We start from the raw sequence: 18,215 nt of genomic DNA, 5'->3' as shown, positions 1-18,215 counted from the left end.
CTCACAAACTTCCCTACTGATTTTGATGAAGACTTTTACTAAGGAATGTGATTACATGATGATGCAACTGAGTCATTATCCAGGGGCAATTGCTCAAGCTGCGCAAAGAGTGAATGAAATAGATTCACAGTGGATGGCAGTTCAATTACAGATTAACCGATTTGAAGGCAATGCAGATCGGATTGCCGCCTTTGAGACGGATTTGAAAAACGATGCGCAACGCAAAGCACGTCGCTTTGAGGTGCTGCTTGTTAATCAAGAATATCAAACGGCGATCGACACTCTGAACCGATTAACAACGGAAAAAGCCAATGCTTTAGCCCATCTAGAATATCTGCGTAACCAGTTTAGCATAGCTAAATTGGAAGCCAGACTAAAAATAGCTCAACAACTCACAGACTTTGAATCCCGTGAACTTGTTGGTTTGTAGATAAACTAAAGCGCATTTAATAACTGCGCAATTTCCTGATTAATAGTTGCCACATTAAAACGCTGACTGGCGGTAATACGTGCATGATTAGCTATAGCCCCAGTCAACTCATTTTCTGTTTGACAAGTAATAATCACTTGGGCAAGTTCTTGAGGATTGCCAGGTGTAGCGAGAAAACCATTGATACCTTCTTCTACTAATTCTATTGCACCGCCAGATTTTGCGGCAACTACAGGTTTTCCACAGAGCATAGCCTCAATAATCACTCTCCCGAAAGGTTCTGGTGCGATCGAAGTATGTGCTATCAAGTCACAAGCTGCCATTAATAAGGGAATCTCTGAACGAAATCCCAGGAACTTCACTCGATTGGATAATCCCAGTGCCGCCACTTGTTGATGTAAACTTTGGACATAATCTTGTTCACCAAACAGTGCATCACCGACTAAAATTGCTGTTACTTTTTCTGGACATTGAGCCAATGCTTCGATTAATATATGCTGTCCTTTCCAAGGTGCAAGACGACTGAAGTGTCCAACTACAAATTGTCCATCTATTTTTAGTTGTTGTCTGATTTGGCTGACATCTTTCTCATTACTCTGATAAATCTTGGGGTCAAAGCCGTTATAAACTACTTTTGTCTTGTCTGCTCGCCCACCTGCGGTGATAAAGGCGGTAAGACTTGCTTGTGAATTTGCTATGACAAGAGAGGCAAAACGATTTGCGCAGTTTACTGCAATGCGACGGTTGGTTTGACTGAAATGCTCAGGAGAAAGAATATCGTGTAGATGGTAAACTAGAGGACGACGGCTAAAAAAACTAGCTAGCGCTCCAACGACTAATGCTTTTTGTGTATTGGCGTAGATTATATCATATTTACTCGCAAGTTGCACTACTTTTGTAACTAGAGGTGCAAGTTGACCGATACTGCTTAATCCTTGCGTAAGGCTGCTTTCTTTGCGAACTTTAATTGCTTGATTTGTCAGAATTTCAACTGGAATGTGATTCTGCTGTAGTAAGTTTTTGAAAGAACCATCAGCAAATAAACCTACTAAGCAATTTTCGCGGTATGGTTTGGCAATGTCCATTAAGCATAGCTCTGCGCCTCCTGGTTTACCGCTTTGATCTAGAAATAGAATTTTCATAATTGATTTTTTTTATTTTAAATTGTAGAGACGTTCCGGCGGAACGTCTCTACGGGATATTCGCCGGAACGTCTCTACGGGATATTCGCCGGAACGTCTACAGTTTTGTTATGCGAGTAAAACTTGTCGCACCTGTTGGGATATTTTAGCCCAATTAAAGTGGGTGACAGTATACTCGCGACAAGCTTCTGATGAGGGCATTGGTACTTTGCCTAATAATACCTGTTCCAATTTTTCGGCGATCGCCGAAGCTTCAGCAGAGTTGGTAATCAATTGCGGTGAGAATGGTTCTAAAATTTCTGGCATTCCACCCACAGGAGTACACACGGCTGGAGTGCCACAAGCTAGAGATTCTATTGTTGCTAATCCAAACCCTTCTAAAGATTGGCTAGGCATGACAGTAAAATCTGCGGCTTGGTATGCTACTGGTAATTGCTCATCAGGTAAAAAACCTAAAAATTTAACTTGATCGTTGAGTCCTAATTCTATCACCTGTTGTTGTAGAGCTGCTTGTTGTGGACCTCGACCGCCAATTGCTAACCAAACATCGGGAACTCTGGGCTTGATTGTCGCTAATGCATCCAGTAATTTGTCAACTCCCACTCGTTGTACTAGGCGGCGAGATGTGAATACGATTTGCCGATCGCTTGGCCATCCTAGTTGAGTTCGTGCTTCATCTGGTGATAAGTTTGGCTGAAATCTAGTTAAATCAACTCCTGCGGGGATAATATTAATTTTCTCCCAGGGAACTTGATAGTGATGGTGCAGAATCTCACCAAATGCTTTGGAAAGAACTATAAAGCGATCGCATCGCTGATAAACTCTTTTTTCGATTAGTGTTTGTTGTACAAACTCCTTAAGTTTATCAATTCCCTCTTGCTTACTTTCTAATGCCCAAGGACCATGAAAGTTAAAAGTAATTGGAACTCCCTTAGGTAGAAGATCCAAAATTGGTAAGCTGTATAAGGCAAAATGTAGATTTATGGCGTCTATTTTTCCTGTTCTTGTTTGCTTAAATTTCTGTCTGATTGACCACAAACGTTTCCACATCGCACTATCTGGCGACGCCAAATTAGTTAGTTTTATCGCTAAATTTAATTGTTCTTCTGGTAAACCTACTCCACATAGTTCTACAGAATCTTGCGCTGCTAATTGATGAGTTAATTCATATGTATACCTTTCCAGTCCTCCTGGAGTTTTGGGAAACCATCCCAAACCTAAGCAAAGAATAGACGCACTCATTGCATTTTTTGTCATTTCTTCCACAAGAATGTTCTCCCAAGCTTAATCTTTTATCTCTATTGGTCTTATAACTTATTTTTTTCTTTATTCAAATTAAATATAAGAATGCAAATCAATAAAATAATTCATTAAATCTTGAATTTTTTACCTATACGGTCATTTGCTCTAGATATGTTATTCTTATCTTACTCCATTTATTTTTTACCCCATATTTTATAAAGCTTCTGTTTTTATTTTATAAATTTTTTGTAAAGTAGTAGATGAAAAGATAATATTTCAGATAACTTATGTAAATAAGATGAGGAAAAAGTTTAGGTAATTATAACTTAAACTATTAACATTAATTATTTTTATGTAAATTTAAAATTTAAATACTGACAATCTGCCAAATTTTAGCCAAAATGGCAGGTAGCTAGTTATGTTTAAGGTTATTAAAAAATAACAGGATTATCCTTATCTGTGTAAATAACTAAATAGTTTTAAAGTATAAAAATTCAGAACCATGATTAGCAGAATAAAGTTATTTGGTGAACATTTTCGGCAGCAAAAAATTTTCAAGTATTTATTAATACTCATTACTGGATTAGTAGCCTCGATCGCGATCGCCGCATCTTTTGCGGTCAGTGAAACAGGGGCAATTACCTATAAAACATCTTGGTTAGGTAATAGTTTTGGTGGAGGAAGCAAGTGGGTACAGAATGCTGTACTAGCACTTCACGTGAGTGCAGATGGCACAGTTTATACTAACAGTGCTTGGGATGAAGGGGGAAGAGAAGCCGGAATATATAAAGATGGTAACGTAATTGGTTTAGCCGAAGACCTTCACGGATGGGAACGTGCAGGTGGTAAAGCCGTAACAGCTAATAATAAATACATTTACGTTGCCATGTCCCAGGGATCAACAGGTAGCAAGAATGAAGATTATCCCCCAGAGAAAACATCTTGGTATTGTGTAAGACGCTACAACTTGTCGGGAAAGCCTGCACCGTTTCCAAACGGGCGGGGTTGGGATAAAAGCATGTTAATTGTCAGTACCAAAAATGAAGTTACGGGACTGGCAATTGTGAAGTCGCAGTTGTACGTAAGTGAAGGCGGTGCAAACCAAATTCACGTCTACAATCTGGATACGATGAAAAAGTTACGCAGCTTTGCGATTAATAATCCTGGAAAGATAGCCGTTGATAAACAAGGTTCGTTGTGGATTCTGCAGAGCAAAGACGGTGTAGGAGCGAAGATAGTGCATTATTCTCAACAAGGTAATCAGTTGAGCGAACAAATTAGCGACGTTGCTAAAGCCACGGCGATCGCAGTGGATAATCAGAACAGACTTTTGGTGGCTGACAATGGAGTGCGTCAACAAATACTAATTTACAACATCAAAAATAAACCAAGTTTGGCAGGAACATTTGGGATCAAAGGTGGCATTTATGCAGGTACGTCGGGTGAAGTAGGAGATTTAAAACTTTACGGTTTAACTGCCATTGGGACAGATGCTGCGGGTAATATCTATGTAAATAATAACGGTTTCAATAACTCAGGAACTGATTTGCGGAAATTCTCGCCATCAGGAGCGATGCAGTGGCGGTTACTAGGTTTGCAATTTGTGGACAATGCCGACGTCGATCCAAAAACAGATGGAAAGGAGGTATACACTAAGCAAGAACAATTCGTGATGGATTATACTAAACCATCTGGCAAACAGTGGAGTTACAAAGCCTACACACTAAATCCTTTCAAATATCCTCAAGATCCCCGCTTGCACACAGGACCAACTTCAGCATTCTTTCGCCGCATTCAGGATAAACCCTTTTTATACCTTACAGACATGTATGGTATATTTATGGAAGTGTATCGTTACAACCCTAGTACGGATGGAAAAATTGCCATACCATCAGCCATGTTTGTCAGCACAGCAGAAAATGGAAAAATGATCAAAGGAAGTTGGCCTCCTTTTCAACCAGACGGAGAATGGATTTGGCGGGATAGTAACGGTAACGGTGCTTTTGATAAGAGTGAATATTTGAGCAGCAAAGATTATCCCTATGTTGGGGGATGGTGGGTAGATAGCAAAGGTGACGTGTGGAAAACTTTGCGCACATCTGATGGCATTCGCCACTATCCTTTACAAGGGTTAGATGCTAAAGGCAATCCCATCTATACTTATAGCTCAATGCGCAAGGAAAAAACTCCCAGCATATTTACTGATGTGCGACGGATTGAGTATTTTCCCAACACAGACACAATGTATTTGTCAGGCTTTACCAAAGAACATCCGGCGATTGGGGATGATTGGGGAGTAGCTGGCTCGGAAATTGTTCGATTTGATAATTGGAGTAAGGGCAATCGCACTCCGCGTTGGCGAACCGTGATTCCTTACGACACCACAGGTAAGCGAGAGTTGTCTACAGCAGCGATGAGTGTAGCAGGAGACTACTTGTTTGCTGTGACATTTAAAAAGGCAGAGGTTCACGTTTACAAAGCAGCGACAGGAAAATTAGTACAAAAGTTTAGACCTGGTCCTGAAGTAGCCAGTCAAAGTGGTTGGATTGATATACCCTATGGCATCCGGGCTTTCCGCCGTTCTAATGGAGAGTATGTGGTGTTTGTTGAAGAAGATGAAAAAGCAAAAGTGATTATGTATCAGTTACGGGGGTAAACAATCATTCAGGGAACCTATGAATGCAACACAAGTCATCAAGAAACTAGTTCCGCGTAGTTGGATTGATTCATTCAAAAATTTCCGTGCCAACTTACTATTTCAATGGTTACACACTGGAAGTAAACCACTAGCGTTGAACCAGAAATCAGCAATGGTGTTTTCTCCTCATCAAGATGATGAAACATTTGGCTGTGGTGGAATGATTGCGCTTAAACGCGAACTTGGTATACCAGTAGTAGTAACTTTTCTTACAGATGGACACATCAATGGTGGAGTGGGTTTGTCGAAAGATGAAATCATCCAAATACGTAAAAGTGAAGCTTTGAGTGCATTAGGGATTTTGGGAGTCGCACCGAGTAATGTTCACTTTTTAGCGAAGCCAGATGGTGCTTTACAAAATTTACATCAACAAGAACGACAACAGACAATTGAGCAGTTATCTGAACTGCTCAAGTTTTATCAACCAGAAGAAGTATATGTTCCCCACTGCCAAGATACCCATACAGATCATGAAGCTACCTATGAATTAGTAACGATAGCACTTTCTCAAGCAGGTATTGACGTTGAACTCCTACAGTATCCTATTTGGTTGTTATGGAGAAAGTCTTTACTTACTCTGTTGAAAATTCAAAATACAACCTCTGCTTACCGACTGTCAATTAAGTCTGTTCGAGAGAAAAAGAAACAAGCCATAGCAGCTTATTGTTCTCAACTTAAAAGTTTACCCTATGGCTTTGTTGAGAAATTTTTGATATATGATGAGGTCTTTATTCAAGTAAAATATTAGTGACAAATAATGTAGAGACGTTACAGAGAAAGTCTCTACAAAGATTCTCCACAAACATAAACTTATAAATTTACTATTAGTAAAAAATATGGAGATTTAAATGCGGATCTTACATTTAACTAATCATATACAAGAAATTGGCAATGGGATTGTCAATGTGGCAGTAGATTTAGCTTGTTTGCAAGCAAAAGATGGTCATGATGTGGCGATCGCCTCTGCCGGAGGAGAATACGAGTTATTATTACAACAACATGGTGCGAAACATTTTCCACTCAATCAATCTCGGACACCACTCAATATCATAAAAGCGGCTGGGCGTTACCGCTCAATTATCCAAGAGTTTCAGCCAGATATTGTTCATGGGCACATGATGACAGGAGTTGTACTGGCGCGGACTTTAAGATTTGGTTATCACTATGGTTTAATTGCCACAGTACATAACGCATTTCAGCGCAGTGCAGTGTTAATGGGTTTGGGAGACAGGGTAATTGTCGTTAGTAAAGCAGTAGGCGATTTAATGGCAAAACGCGGTATCCCATGGCAAAAAATGCGTGTGGTAGCTAATGGCACATTAGGTAGTCCCCGTAATCGCCGCCAATTAAAAGATTATCAGCCTTCGCCCCTACAACACCCTGCTATTACTACAGTATCAGGGATGTATCGACGCAAAGGAGTCGGGGAATTAATTGACGCTTTTGCGGAAATTGCTGAAGATTTTCCCGATGCTCATTTATACTTAGTAGGAAATGGTCCCGATCGCGAGTCATTAGAACAGCAAGCACGGAAAAAACCTAGTTACTCACGTATTCATTTTGAAGGTTTCCAATCCGAACCCAAACCCTACCTACTAGCCACTGATATTTTTGTACTAGCTTCCTACTTTGATTCCTCTCCCTTGGTAATTCCAGAAGCAAGAGAAGCAGGTTGCGCAATTATTGGCTCAAATGTAGACGGAATACCTGAAGCATTAGACGGTGGAGAAGCGGGGATACTTATACCTGCTAGAGACAGCAAAAGTTTAGCAGCCTCCTTAGCAAAATTACTGAGTAATTCTGATTTACAACAATCTTGGCGAAACCTTGCAGCGCAAAACTTAGAGCGGTTGAACGTTGCCCGCGTTCACAAAGAAACACTATTAGTATACAAAGAATTAATACTAAATTAATTTTCTTGTGCTAACCTAAAGCTGCAGCACATTGTATACTCTTACACTTTTTTAGTCGTTATATGCATTTTCTTGTTACTGGTGGCGCGGGTTTTATTGGCTCTCACCTTACAGAGCAGCTATTGGCAGAAGGACATAACGTCACTGTCTTAGATGATTTGTCTACAGGTAACTTAAAAAACCTGCCTGAACATCCTCATTTGAATATTATTCAAAAAAATGTTTTAGCTTGTCAGCCTGAAGATTTTCATCTCAAAATTGATGGCATTGCCCATTTAGCAGCTACACCATCAGTAACTCAATCCTGGATGGAACCTTTGTCCGCTCATCATAACAACTTGTCTGCAACTGTAGCTGTAATTGAACTGTGTCAAGCTTTAAAAATTCCTAAACTAGTATTTGCTAGTTCGGCTGCTGTCTACGGTGACAAAATACCAAAGTCAATTTCTGAAGAACAGCCTCCCAACCCCATCTCTCCTTACGGCTTGCAAAAATTGGTAAGTGAGCAATATGCTGATCTATTTACCAAACAATTTGAGTTATCATTTATTGGCTTACGCTTATTTAATGTATTTGGTCCCCGACAAGTACCAGGTTCTCAATACTCAGGAGTAATTTCTATATTTGTCTCAGCCATGCAACAAGGAAAACAGATTACAATTTATGGAGATGGCAGTCAAACAAGAGATTTTGTCTTTGTTAAAGATGTAGCAAATGCTTTTGCTAAGTCCTTAACAACACCTACTGCTCCTGGAGCCATCAGTTGTAATATTGGCACAGGAAAATCAACTTCTTTACTGCAACTGGTGAATATAATGAAAACCTTTTATCCTCAGTGGCAGTTAGAACCAAGCTTTGCACCTCCTCGCCCTGGAGATATTCTTCATTCTCAAGCTGATATATCCAAAGCTTCATCAGTGCTAAACTTCATACCTCAATGGTCGGTTGAATCCGGTTTACAAAATTTAGTAGAATGGCAGAAACTGAACGAGAAAAGTACAGTTAAAATCTAATGAGTCCCTTCAAAAAAATCATCAAAGAACTACGTTTGGTACTAATTAATAGTTTGCCAGTTAAAATAGCAAATCAACTACCATTCGGGGCATTGACAAATAAACAAAGATGGTCAATTGGCATTTACCAGGGTGAATCTCCGATTGATTTAGCTGCACATAAAGGAGTAAAAAATCCTGTTTTAAGCCGTCGAGATGTAACTGACGTGAGAGCAGAATTTGTTGCCGATCCTTTTATGATCAAAGTTGAGCAAACTTGGTTTATGTTCTTTGAAGTGCTAAATCAAAAAACATATCTAGGAGAAATTGGACTAGCAACTAGTGTTGATGCGCTCAATTGGCAGTATCAAAAAATTGTACTTGCTGAACCATTTCACTTATCTTATCCATACGTTTTTGAATGGATGAATGAGTACTACATGATTCCCGAAACTCATCAAGCAAGTGCAATTAGACTCTACAAAGCATCAAAATTTCCCACAGAATGGAGTTTTGTTGGTGAGCTTCTCAATGGATCGTTTTTCTTAGATGCATCTATTTTCCGTTATGCTGACAAATGGTGGCTATTTACAGAAAATAGTACGGAAAATAAATTTGACACTCTCCATCTATATTATGCAGATGAACTTTTTGGTCCTTGGTTAAAACACCCTCAAAGTCCAGTTGTCAAGGGCAATGGACATATTGCTAGACCAGGAGGTAGAGTTTTAGTGACAGGCGATCGCATTATTCGCTACACTCAAGACTGTCTGCCAGATTATGGTACTCAAGTGAGAGCATTTGAGATTACTGAGTTGACAACTACAAATTATCAAGAACGAGAAATCGATCAAAAATTAGTAGTCTCACCAAGTGGTAGTGGGTGGAATGGTGCTGGGATGCATCACGTTGATCCCCATTTGATTGACGGCAAATGGATTGCTTGCGTAGATGGTAGAGGCTAGATTCCTAGATCCCCGACTTTTAAAAGAAGTCGGGGATCTAGCATTATGTTCTAGATGAGAGATATTTCTGAATTTTGTTGACTGAATCTAAATTACCTAAATGAATATCTTGAGGAGGAATTCTGATTTTAAGTTTTTTCTCCACAAGTGAAATTAAGTCAAGCATCGCCAGAGAATCCATAATTCCACTCGAAAATAATGCTGTATCTTCTTGAAGATCAGAGGTATTATGACCTGTAGCTTCTTGGATGAGATGAAATATTTCTTGTTCTTGTAACTGAAGCATTTCTTTTCTCCTGGAATGTTGTCGTTCTATTTAATAGCTAATAAAAACTGTTTTGGCAAGCACCCGAAAACTATCAGCGACGGTTCCGATATCGACAAGTGCAGTAAAACTACCTGCTGCGACAACAAATAAAATTGTTATCACTCTACCAAAAACTTCGGCAAATCGGTGATTAGCAAATGTCCACTTTCTGCGCCGATATAAGTTATTCCATAAACGGAATATACTTACTCCTGTAGCATGATAAATTCCCCACAAAATCCACTGCCAAGAAGTAGGATGCCACAATCCCATCACTAAGAAAGTGCCGTATACCGCTAACCAAGGGTTACGTGTATGAGCAATGATGGGCATATATATGTATGTTTGACACCAGTTAGATAATGACAGATGCCAACGTCGCCAAAAATCTGATATGTCTTTTGCCAACAAGGGTAATTTAAAATTCTCCATAATTTTAATGCCAAACATCTGCGCTGAACCAATGGCGATATCAGAATAAGCACTAAAGTCTATGTAATGGATCAGCCAGTGAACACCCAAGTAGCGCCAAATTTCAATGCTGGAGATTTGGTCAAGATTTGCCAGCAAAATTTGTGGTGAGTTTACATTACCATAAAGTTGTTCTAAAACATAATGAATAATTATGAAGTTTTTGGCAAGTCCATAAAATATGCGCTTTAATCCTACAAATAAATGTTCTCGATTAAAAGTATTTTCTTGTTCATTGAGATATCTGTCAAAACGTTGAATTGGTCCGTAAATCCATATAGGGAAAAAGAAAGCGTAAGCAATAAAATCATTGATTGTGAAGGGGGGAAGTTGATTACGGCTACTCTCAATAATGTAGTGGATGAGACGGAAGGCAATAAAACTCAATCCTACTGGTATAACAATAGCAATTGCAGCACTTTTTATTCCCCATGCTGCAAGTAAAAAAGGAATATATTTGTAAAAGCAAAGAAAAAATACAATACTAATTACCGCTACTGGTACAAGCCCTTTCGTCCATTCCTTTCCTTGGGAAATTTGACGACTGAAAAAAAAGAATAAAAAAACCCAAATTGCAATCGAAAATACTCCTGTTGGTTGTATACTGAATACATAGCCAAAAGAAACACATGCTAAAAAGGGAGTACGGTATTCTTTAGGCAAAAGCCAAAACAGAAGTACTGTAAAGCTAAGAACTAGCCAGTAATGAATTGATTCAAAAGCATGAAACATTGAAATTTAATTTCCTGTTAGCAACTGATATTTTCGTCTAGGCTTTCAGCTGCACACCCGTATATTTTGTCAGTTTTGCAATACGCCCGCCCACACCATGCGCGGGTGTGGGCTACATAGTTAATTGATGATGATTGTACTTCTTGGCTGCCATCGCCAAACCTAGAAATCCCCATAAAACTACACCAGAAAGAGAAATCATCAAGCTACTAAAAATTAGCTGAAAGACGATTGCTAAAGCGATCGAACGAGAAGCATTGGCAAAAGGATCGCTGCGAGAGCTAGAATCTTGGAATAAAGTATAGATTAGTAGAATCATTCCACCTAAATAGGGAATAGCGCCAAACCACCCTAGTGCAAAAAAAGTATCGAGAATACCACTGTCTAAAACAATTTGTATTAGTTTTCCATCTTTGTCAACAAACCATGTACCACCAATGCCGTTACCTAGTACGTTAGAAAGAGCAATACCGATGTTGCGATCGTAATTTTTAGAACGATCCACATAACTTTGGTCTTCCTCAAGATTTGCGAAAGATTGAAAACGCTCGTTGATCACCTGAGCAAAAGGCTCAATAGTTGTCAATGGTATTACACATATTACCATTACCAGGATCGTCACAACCAAACGCATTTGTAGTTTCGGTTTGAGACTGCTGAGCAAGCTGAGTAAACCAACCAACCAACCTCCCCAAGCTGAGCGTACCATACTAAGTAGAAATGCTAAGTAGCCAGCTACTGAAGCAGGGATACGCAATGGGTGTTGGCTACTAAATAATAATATTAGCCCCGCCATGATTACGATCGCAAATGGACCTGGAGAGTGCATGGTACTCCAGACACGAATTTCCAACGGTGCAGGGTTACCGAAGGATGTCAATTTTGTATTGACTAACCAATTTGTATCCCATTCTGGTGCTACCAAATATTGATATATACCATAAGCACCAGTTAGCAGTACACCCCAAAGAAATACTGTCTTGGTGTTTTCGCGTAGATTAGGATAGTGACGCCAATTCACAAATATGTGAAAACCAAACAGCACAGGAGAGAGCCAGTCTAGCATTGTCCTAAAGACAAGAACTGGCGAAAAGTTAACTAGTCCAATCAGAAAGCCGTAGATAACGCTAAATATTGACAATATAAAAGGCAAACCACCCATGCGGTAAGACTTGGGTAAGTGGCGGATAAATGTATAAAAAGTAATTAATGTAACTAAGAAAGGTGCTAGTAATATGGGACTAGGATCTACCCAACCACTCCTAAAATCAATTAAACGTCGTAGCAATGCAATGAGAAACCACACCCACCAAGTGTAGCCGATGTAAAGGCAAGGATATCGAGCATAAAGGAAAACGCCTACCAAGAAACTTGCAACAGGAAATACTTGGCGTAGTAAATTCCCTGCACCGCCAAAGTAGCAAACGATAGTGAACAGTGTTAGCCCGCCAATTGCCAGCCAAGCCATACTTGTTGGCTGCGCTGCGTTGTCGGGAGAAGGTTGCCAAAGGGTTTGTTTATAAGTCACGAGAAGCTCCTACAACAAAAGACGATGTTTGAGAACCAATTGAGGAGCGATTGCACCACGTCAAAAACCCCTGCCATCGCCCACGGATTGAAGCCAGCCACTTTTTTCCCGCCAAAGTTCCCTCTGTTGGTAGTAACCTGAACAACTGTACAAAACCTAATGCTTCTCTCGTCCCGACTAATATTGCCCAGACGGCAAACACAACTTTTTGTACAGGTGATAAATGTTCTAGCACAGCGAGGGTTTCATTGTGTACTGCATTAATGAATGCAGTATGATTAAATTTGTTTCGCTGATCTTCATCAAAACGTTCTGCTGGATAGTGATTTACTGCCACAAGTGGATCGTAAATTAGCTTCCATCCGGCACGTTTGATTGTCAAACAGAATGCCAGTTCAAAATGTACCTGCGCTCCTGTGCCGCGCATACGTTCATCAAAGCGCATTCCCGTAATTGCTGCTTTTCGGTAACTTACGTTTACTCCCTTGAGGACATCTACTTCACGGGGTTCTCCTACTCCTAAGTGATGATTACCTATCGCTCGCCCAAACCATTGTAATCTTCCTACTACTGGTTGCGCTCCATCTAAAACTTGAGTGCCTCTGTGTACCCAGTCTCTTCCACCCACTGCACCAACGCGGCGATCGCTACTAAAATGTGCTTCAATACGTTGTAGCCAATCAGGATGAGGTGCAGCATCGTCATCAGTAAATGCGATAATATCCCCAATGGCAGCATCAAGACCTGCATTCATTGCTGCTATTACACCTGGAACTACTACCGTCGCGGTTTGTAGTGGTAGTCCTTTGAAGGTATTGAGGAATGCCCAAGTTTCCACATCCGTATCACGAACCACTACTACAACTTGATCGAGTTGCCTATTTTGGCGTTGTAGTGCTTCTAAGCAACGTTTTAGGTCTTGGGGACGGCGGTAGGTTGGTACAATAACAGTAATAATCATTATTTAAATGTGTTTATTACAATATTTTTATAACGAATCGTAGAGACGCGATATATCGCGTCTCTACACAATCGATGGAGCAGATTGCGCTAATACTGTATGAGAGTCATCTTGCGCCAACTCCTCAAATAGCTCCACATAAGTTTGTGCCATAGTCGCCCAGCTATATTTTTCGGCGACAGTTCGAGCAGCTTTACCCATTTGCTCGATGAGTGAGCGATCGCTTACCAATGATGATAGTGCAGTTGCCAAACCATCAAAGTCATCTGAATCTGATAATACTACCCCACATTCAGAAGTTACTAATTCTGCACCACCTGTTGCCGTTGATGTCACTACAGGAAGTCCTGATGCTAACGCTTCTAACAGTACCAAAGTACAAGCTTCGTAACGAGATGGAAACACAAATAAATCTACCGCCTGCATAATTTGTGCAATATCACGCCGATACCCCAAAAAATGCACTCGTTCACTTACCCCCAAAGAAGCCGCCAGTTGAGGAAAAGGACTACCTTTTGTCTCTCCCAAAACTGCTAAATGTAATTTTGGCACATTTACCAAAGCGCGGAGTACTGTATCTAGATTCTTCCTTGGTGTCCGAATGTCTCCTGCAAACAGTGCCATTGTGACATGTTCTGGAAGACCAAATTTACTTCTTGCAACTTTACCAGGAGAAAACTCGGACAAGTCAACTCCATTTAAAATCACACGAATTTGATTTTTTGGTACGCCAATGTCTCTTAATTCTTGTGCCACTTTCTCTGATACCGCCACCACAACTTTTGCTTTTTGGAAAGCTTGTTTTTCCCAAAAAGCATTCATTGCAGTATATAACCACTGGTACAAACCGTATAAATTTTTTTGAATCCGGGAAATATGGGCAGGCGATTGTAGCCAAGAACTATGTACAAAATGTACGGCATTGACATCTGAACTTGCACTTGTAATGGCTCCGTTAACTTTGACAAAATCAACTTGAGAGCGATTCTTGCGCAACCAATCTGCACTTTTTTGAGCAAAAATGAAATTGCGAATAAATTCAGTAGCCCATCCTTGTACCGCAATCTCTACCCAGTTTACTTGATTATTTTCTTGCAAATCTGGGGCTATTTCACTTGCCAACAATGTGAGATGATGACCTCTACGGAGAGCTTCTTTTGCCACTTCATAATTTACCCGTCCTTGCCCATCTCCTTTTTTGATTTGATGGGTGACAATACAAAGTTTCACGCACTACCTTCCCTAAAAAATATATTTCTTGCCCTGATTTTACTTACTTTGCGTATACTCCCAGCAATTGATTAGCTAAGGGGCGCGGAGTAAAACTTAAAGTAAGTGCTGCTAGAGTTCGCAAATTAAACTTTTGTTCGCTAAAAGCACGCCACAGATAGGGACGTGCTTGTGTTGTATTTTCAGTTTGTAGTAAGCCAATAGCCAGAGTCGTATTCGATTCTAACCATTTTTGCTTAAAATACAACTTAAACTTCTCTAGCTGTTCATCTTCCATAAACCGCTCATAACAGAACATTTCATTTTTTGCTTTCCGAATTTTTGCCTCTGGATTACCTCCACTTACCTTTGTATCTGTTTGCTCATGTTCGCGGTAGAATGTGAGTCTTTCTGGATAATAATAAGCTCCCCACTGAGAACGGCAACAAAGATAAGATAGGTACAAATCCCACATTCCACCTACTTCTGGTGGAATACTATCCCAATCAATCAACTGATTACGCATCACACAAGCTGCAGCAGTGGGTATAGATTTATTTATTACTGCTATTTCAGCAAAGTTTTGATAAATTCCTTCTGCTAAAAGATGACGTTTGTAAGCTTTTGTGTTTATTTCTGTAGCAGTATGATTAATATTGCTTTTGCCATCTATAATATATTGGTCGCAAAAAGCTAAAATTAAATTTGGATTTGCATCTATTAGTGGAACAAGCTTTTCGAGAAAATCTTCCTTCCACATATCATCATCATGAAGACTAGCGACGTATTTACCCCGCCCTGCCTTGAAAGCATACATTTGATTGGCAAACATCCCTAAATTTGTGGGCTGTCGCCAATATCGAATACGTGAATCTGGGAAAGATTCAACTACCGCTTGAGTATTGTCTGTACTGCAATTATCAGAAACAATAATTTCGATATTCTGGTATGTTTGTTTAACAGCACTATTCAGTGCTTCTTTGAGGTATTCTACCCGATTGTAAGTAGGTATAATAACACTGACTAAAGGCTGTGGACTATTCGTTATTTGTAACATATTTGTTAAATCCTTGTGTTTTAAATAACAAAAGCTACACCTCACTCATTTTACGCTATGCCCATACCCTGTTGATGGATATTACTTATTACAGTCTTAATCTCTTTAAGCAGAAAAGTCTAATATTGTTTTTTCATAAAGACTTAACAGATTTTTGACATGAACATCTAGTGTAAAATTATGCATATATAAGTCACGACCTTTTTCTCCCATCGTTCGGCACTTGTCGTAATTTGTTTCTAACTCGGTAATTGCCTGAGCAAGCTTTTCCAAGTCGTTGGCTGGTACGAGAATACCAGTGTGTCCATTTTGTAGGTGTTCTGGTATACCTCCTACTGCACTGGCAATTACAGGTCGATAACGGGCGCTAGCTTCTAAAGTGATTAGCCCAGCAGGTTCTGGCCAGACACTAGGAAAAATCACTGCCATACACTGTTGGTAAAGCATGTTCATTTTGTTACTATCACACCAGCCGTGCCAAGTAATGCGATCGCTCAATCCTAGTTTGTTAGCTAATGTAAGTAATCTTGGTTTATCCCATCCTTCACCTGCAATATCAAGTTTAATCAACGGTTGAGTGTGTACTAATGCTCTTAGCAACCATTCTAATCCTTTATCAGGAACAATCCTTCCAGCAAATAAAATTCTTTTTTGCTGATGGGTTTCTTTAGTAAGGGGTGCAGTGGCTACTTTCGGAATAGGAGTACCATAACGTAGTGTGACAGTTTGCTCTCTTGGAATGCCACTTTTAATCAACTGTCCTCGCACGTAGTCACTATTAGCAGCGAAGGTAACTTTTTTAAAGTTTTTACTAAAATTTAAGATCTGATGAGTATGCTGAAATTCTGAAAGCGCTCTTAAAGGTTTGCGACTACCGCAGCCATCAACGATTTTTCCCCAAGTACATCCGAACAGAGAAAAATTGCGATCGCACACTACCTGAGATCCAGCTAAATATTTTGTGCCACTAGGACAGTATACTGAGTGGTTATGTACTGTGAAGACTGCCGGACACTCTCCTGTTAGCTGCAATAGCAAATCAACACTGTGAATGTGCAGTAGTTTGCACTTACTCTGATCTACATTTTGAAGAGATTTAAGTACTTGTGAGCTAATACCGGGAATCTGGTAATCAAACAAAGAGCCTAAATAGGTTTCTACTCCGCCACCACTACCAACATTAAAACTAGAGCATTGGTAAACTAGGTCTGGAGATATTGATGTATCATTGCTCGGATGAAGCATTACAGTGTTCACTTAATTTTTCCTCCTTAGTTAGCACATATTGCTGAAAATTACAAGTTTGCTCCCAATCCTTGAGCAATTAATATTTGCTGTAACGCCTGATTATAAAACTCTTGATTATGAGCAACAGCAGTACTTCTAGCAGCGATCCCCATAGATTCACGAATAGATTCATTAGCTGCTAAAAAAGTCAATTTTTCCGCTAGAGACTTCTCATCTCTGGGTGGAATAACAAAGCCATTAACACCATCTTCCACAACATCAGCAGCACCACAGTTAGAAGTAACAATCACTGGTAATCCGCAAGCCATTGCTTCGAGAGCAACCAATCCAAAACCATCTTCAACAGAAGGTAAAACCAGTACACTGGCACGACTAAACACCGGCACTGGATCGTGAACATTAAAATTCCAACCCTCTTGTTTTACATGAGAATTTTCTGCCAGTGTTTTCTCTAATAAAAGTCGCATTACTCTGGTTGAAGCACCACCCACTAGCAATAATTCTGAATTAGCAATATTAGCTTTTAAAAAAGCTGGTATTAGATAATGTACACCTTTACGAGGTCCGATAGAACCCACATAAAGCACGCGAAAAACAGAATCATTTTTGGCTGCAGGGCGAAACCTATAACTATTAATGCTAGGAGTAAGAACAGCAACCTTCTCTGGAGGAAAACCAGCTTGAATAAAAGTTTTTTTAGCAACTTGAGAGAGAACAACAATTAAATCAGCCTCTTCACATTCCCAAGTAAAACGGCGCAGCATTTGAGGATTCATTGTTGCCACAGTAGGTTCATTCAGAAACTGCTGCTCCTCTTGAATTTGTTGCTGCATAAAAGGAAGGTAGTTATTGAGGCAATACAACCAAGCTTTAGCACCCTTCTTTTTAGCTTCCTTAAATGCGAGATGAGTTTGGGCTGCTACACCCATAATCAAATCACACTTTTGAGTTTGTAATCTTTTACTAACTTGTCGATCAAAATGTAAATCAGAAAGTAATACAGCCCAATCAGTACGACGACGCAGCACAGGAATAGAGAGCAAACGCTCCGAAGCACGAGAATAGCCAACAGTCTGAACAGAAAAATTAGCATCCGGAGCTTTGACACCAGCAGTAAATACAGTTAAATCTGCTAATTTACTAAAAGCTTCCGCTGCATTTGCTAAACAGCCTCCCTGCCCTCCTATACCTAACTCAGTATTACAAGTAAGAAAAACTTTAAACATTTTAACTATGCACCTCCTGTTAATTTTTAATTACCCAAGTAGGTTGGGGAGCCAGTGCGCCTATGAGGGTTTCCCTCCGTAGGCATCTGGCGTT

The 18,215-nt window shown here is 39.9% G+C and carries 16 protein-coding genes; 6 read left to right on the top strand and 10 right to left on the bottom strand.

Translation table 11 applies throughout. The annotated features are described in order from the left end of the window. Nucleotides 1-58: 58 nt before the first annotated feature. A complete protein-coding gene (locus tag ICL16_RS20955) occupies nt 59-430 on the top strand; it encodes a hypothetical protein (protein ID WP_190831618.1) in 372 nt (123 codons plus the stop codon). Between the two features lie 5 nt (nt 431-435). On the opposite strand, the gene ICL16_RS20950 is transcribed toward ICL16_RS20955, so the two are convergent. Then, a complete protein-coding gene (locus ICL16_RS20950; protein ID WP_190831557.1) occupies nt 436-1,572 on the bottom strand; it encodes a glycosyltransferase family 4 protein in 1,137 nt (378 codons plus the stop codon). Between the two features lie 108 nt (nt 1,573-1,680). Then, a complete protein-coding gene (locus ICL16_RS20945; RefSeq protein ID WP_190831554.1) occupies nt 1,681-2,829 on the bottom strand; it encodes a glycosyltransferase family 4 protein in 1,149 nt (382 codons plus the stop codon). Nucleotides 2,830-3,316: 487 nt separating this feature from the next. On the opposite strand from ICL16_RS20945, the gene ICL16_RS20940 reads away from it, so the two are divergent. From ICL16_RS20940 to ICL16_RS20920, 5 genes are all read left to right on the top strand, one after another. Then, complete coding sequence (locus ICL16_RS20940; protein WP_190831552.1) at nt 3,317-5,470, top strand: NHL repeat-containing protein; 2,154 nt, start codon at nt 3,317-3,319, stop codon at nt 5,468-5,470. 19 nt (nt 5,471-5,489) lie between these two features. Continuing rightward, complete coding sequence (locus tag ICL16_RS20935; RefSeq protein WP_190831550.1) at nt 5,490-6,260, top strand: PIG-L deacetylase family protein; 771 nt, start codon at nt 5,490-5,492, stop codon at nt 6,258-6,260. Nucleotides 6,261-6,360: 100 nt separating this feature from the next. Next, nucleotides 6,361-7,425 carry a glycosyltransferase family 4 protein gene (locus tag ICL16_RS20930; protein WP_190831548.1) on the top strand — a complete coding sequence of 355 codons (1,065 nt, stop codon included), beginning with the start codon at nt 6,361-6,363 and terminating at the stop codon, nt 7,423-7,425. A 62-nt stretch (nt 7,426-7,487) separates the two neighbouring features. Beyond that, nucleotides 7,488-8,438, top strand: coding sequence for an NAD-dependent epimerase/dehydratase family protein (locus ICL16_RS20925; RefSeq protein ID WP_190831546.1), 951 nt, complete (start codon nt 7,488-7,490; stop codon nt 8,436-8,438). Further along, nucleotides 8,438-9,382 carry a glucosamine inositolphosphorylceramide transferase family protein gene (locus tag ICL16_RS20920; protein ID WP_190831544.1) on the top strand — a complete coding sequence of 315 codons (945 nt, stop codon included), beginning with the start codon at nt 8,438-8,440 and terminating at the stop codon, nt 9,380-9,382. Before ICL16_RS20925 ends, ICL16_RS20920 begins: the two co-directional genes overlap by 1 nt. Nucleotides 9,383-9,425: 43 nt before the next feature. Here the strand turns inward: ICL16_RS20920 and ICL16_RS20915 are convergent, their stop codons facing one another. The 8 genes from ICL16_RS20915 to ICL16_RS20880 form a co-directional block, all read right to left on the bottom strand. Continuing rightward, nucleotides 9,426-9,668, bottom strand: coding sequence for an acyl carrier protein (locus ICL16_RS20915; protein WP_190831541.1), 243 nt, complete (start codon nt 9,666-9,668; stop codon nt 9,426-9,428). 30 nt (nt 9,669-9,698) lie between these two features. Then, nucleotides 9,699-10,892 carry an MBOAT family protein gene (locus tag ICL16_RS20910; RefSeq protein ID WP_190831539.1) on the bottom strand — a complete coding sequence of 398 codons (1,194 nt, stop codon included), beginning with the start codon at nt 10,890-10,892 and terminating at the stop codon, nt 9,699-9,701. Nucleotides 10,893-11,004: 112 nt separating this feature from the next. Continuing rightward, complete coding sequence (locus tag ICL16_RS20905) at nt 11,005-12,420, bottom strand: O-antigen ligase domain-containing protein (protein ID WP_337907098.1); 1,416 nt, start codon at nt 12,418-12,420, stop codon at nt 11,005-11,007. Next, complete coding sequence (locus ICL16_RS20900; protein ID WP_190831536.1) at nt 12,410-13,381, bottom strand: glycosyltransferase family 2 protein; 972 nt, start codon at nt 13,379-13,381, stop codon at nt 12,410-12,412. The genes ICL16_RS20905 and ICL16_RS20900 overlap by 11 nt, the downstream gene beginning before the upstream one ends. A 63-nt stretch (nt 13,382-13,444) precedes the next feature. Continuing rightward, a complete protein-coding gene (locus ICL16_RS20895; protein WP_190831533.1) occupies nt 13,445-14,611 on the bottom strand; it encodes a glycosyltransferase in 1,167 nt (388 codons plus the stop codon). A gap of 43 nt (nt 14,612-14,654) precedes the next feature. Continuing rightward, on the bottom strand, nt 14,655-15,647 hold the full coding sequence (locus ICL16_RS20890) for a glycosyltransferase family 2 protein (RefSeq protein ID WP_190831531.1): 993 nt from the start codon (nt 15,645-15,647) through the stop codon (nt 14,655-14,657). A gap of 105 nt (nt 15,648-15,752) precedes the next feature. Beyond that, the gene (locus tag ICL16_RS20885; RefSeq protein WP_337907097.1) at nt 15,753-16,904 is read right to left on the bottom strand and encodes a glycosyltransferase family 4 protein; all 1,152 of its coding nucleotides are present in this window, start codon (nt 16,902-16,904) and stop codon (nt 15,753-15,755) included. A 38-nt stretch (nt 16,905-16,942) separates the two neighbouring features. After that, the gene (locus ICL16_RS20880; RefSeq protein ID WP_190831528.1) at nt 16,943-18,121 is read right to left on the bottom strand and encodes a glycosyltransferase family 4 protein; all 1,179 of its coding nucleotides are present in this window, start codon (nt 18,119-18,121) and stop codon (nt 16,943-16,945) included. Nucleotides 18,122-18,215: the final 94 nt, after the last annotated feature.

The organism is Iningainema tapete BLCC-T55, assembly GCF_014698965.1.
Classification (GTDB): Bacteria; Cyanobacteriota; Cyanobacteriia; order Cyanobacteriales; family Nostocaceae; genus Iningainema; species Iningainema tapete.
This window is presented reverse-complemented; position numbering and strand designations above follow the sequence as displayed.

Bases quoted from the DNA above. Each gene is read 5' to 3' on its own strand.
- ICL16_RS20955 (WP_190831618.1), top strand. From the start codon at position 59: ATGATGCAACTGAGTCATTATCCAGGGGCAATTGCTCAAGCTGCGCAA.
- ICL16_RS20950 (WP_190831557.1), bottom strand. From the start codon at position 1,572: ATGAAAATTCTATTTCTAGATCAAAGCGGTAAACCAGGAGGCGCAGAG.
- ICL16_RS20945 (WP_190831554.1), bottom strand. From the start codon at position 2,829: ATGACAAAAAATGCAATGAGTGCGTCTATTCTTTGCTTAGGTTTGGGA.
- ICL16_RS20940 (WP_190831552.1), top strand. From the start codon at position 3,317: ATGATTAGCAGAATAAAGTTATTTGGTGAACATTTTCGGCAGCAAAAA.
- ICL16_RS20935 (WP_190831550.1), top strand. From the start codon at position 5,490: ATGAATGCAACACAAGTCATCAAGAAACTAGTTCCGCGTAGTTGGATT.
- ICL16_RS20930 (WP_190831548.1), top strand. From the start codon at position 6,361: ATGCGGATCTTACATTTAACTAATCATATACAAGAAATTGGCAATGGG.
- ICL16_RS20925 (WP_190831546.1), top strand. From the start codon at position 7,488: ATGCATTTTCTTGTTACTGGTGGCGCGGGTTTTATTGGCTCTCACCTT.
- ICL16_RS20920 (WP_190831544.1), top strand. From the start codon at position 8,438: ATGAGTCCCTTCAAAAAAATCATCAAAGAACTACGTTTGGTACTAATT.
- ICL16_RS20915 (WP_190831541.1), bottom strand. From the start codon at position 9,668: ATGCTTCAGTTACAAGAACAAGAAATATTTCATCTCATCCAAGAAGCT.
- ICL16_RS20910 (WP_190831539.1), bottom strand. From the start codon at position 10,892: ATGTTTCATGCTTTTGAATCAATTCATTACTGGCTAGTTCTTAGCTTT.
- ICL16_RS20900 (WP_190831536.1), bottom strand. From the start codon at position 13,381: ATGATTATTACTGTTATTGTACCAACCTACCGCCGTCCCCAAGACCTA.
- ICL16_RS20890 (WP_190831531.1), bottom strand. From the start codon at position 15,647: ATGTTACAAATAACGAATAGTCCACAGCCTTTAGTCAGTGTTATTATA.
- ICL16_RS20880 (WP_190831528.1), bottom strand. From the start codon at position 18,121: ATGTTTAAAGTTTTTCTTACTTGTAATACTGAGTTAGGTATAGGAGGG.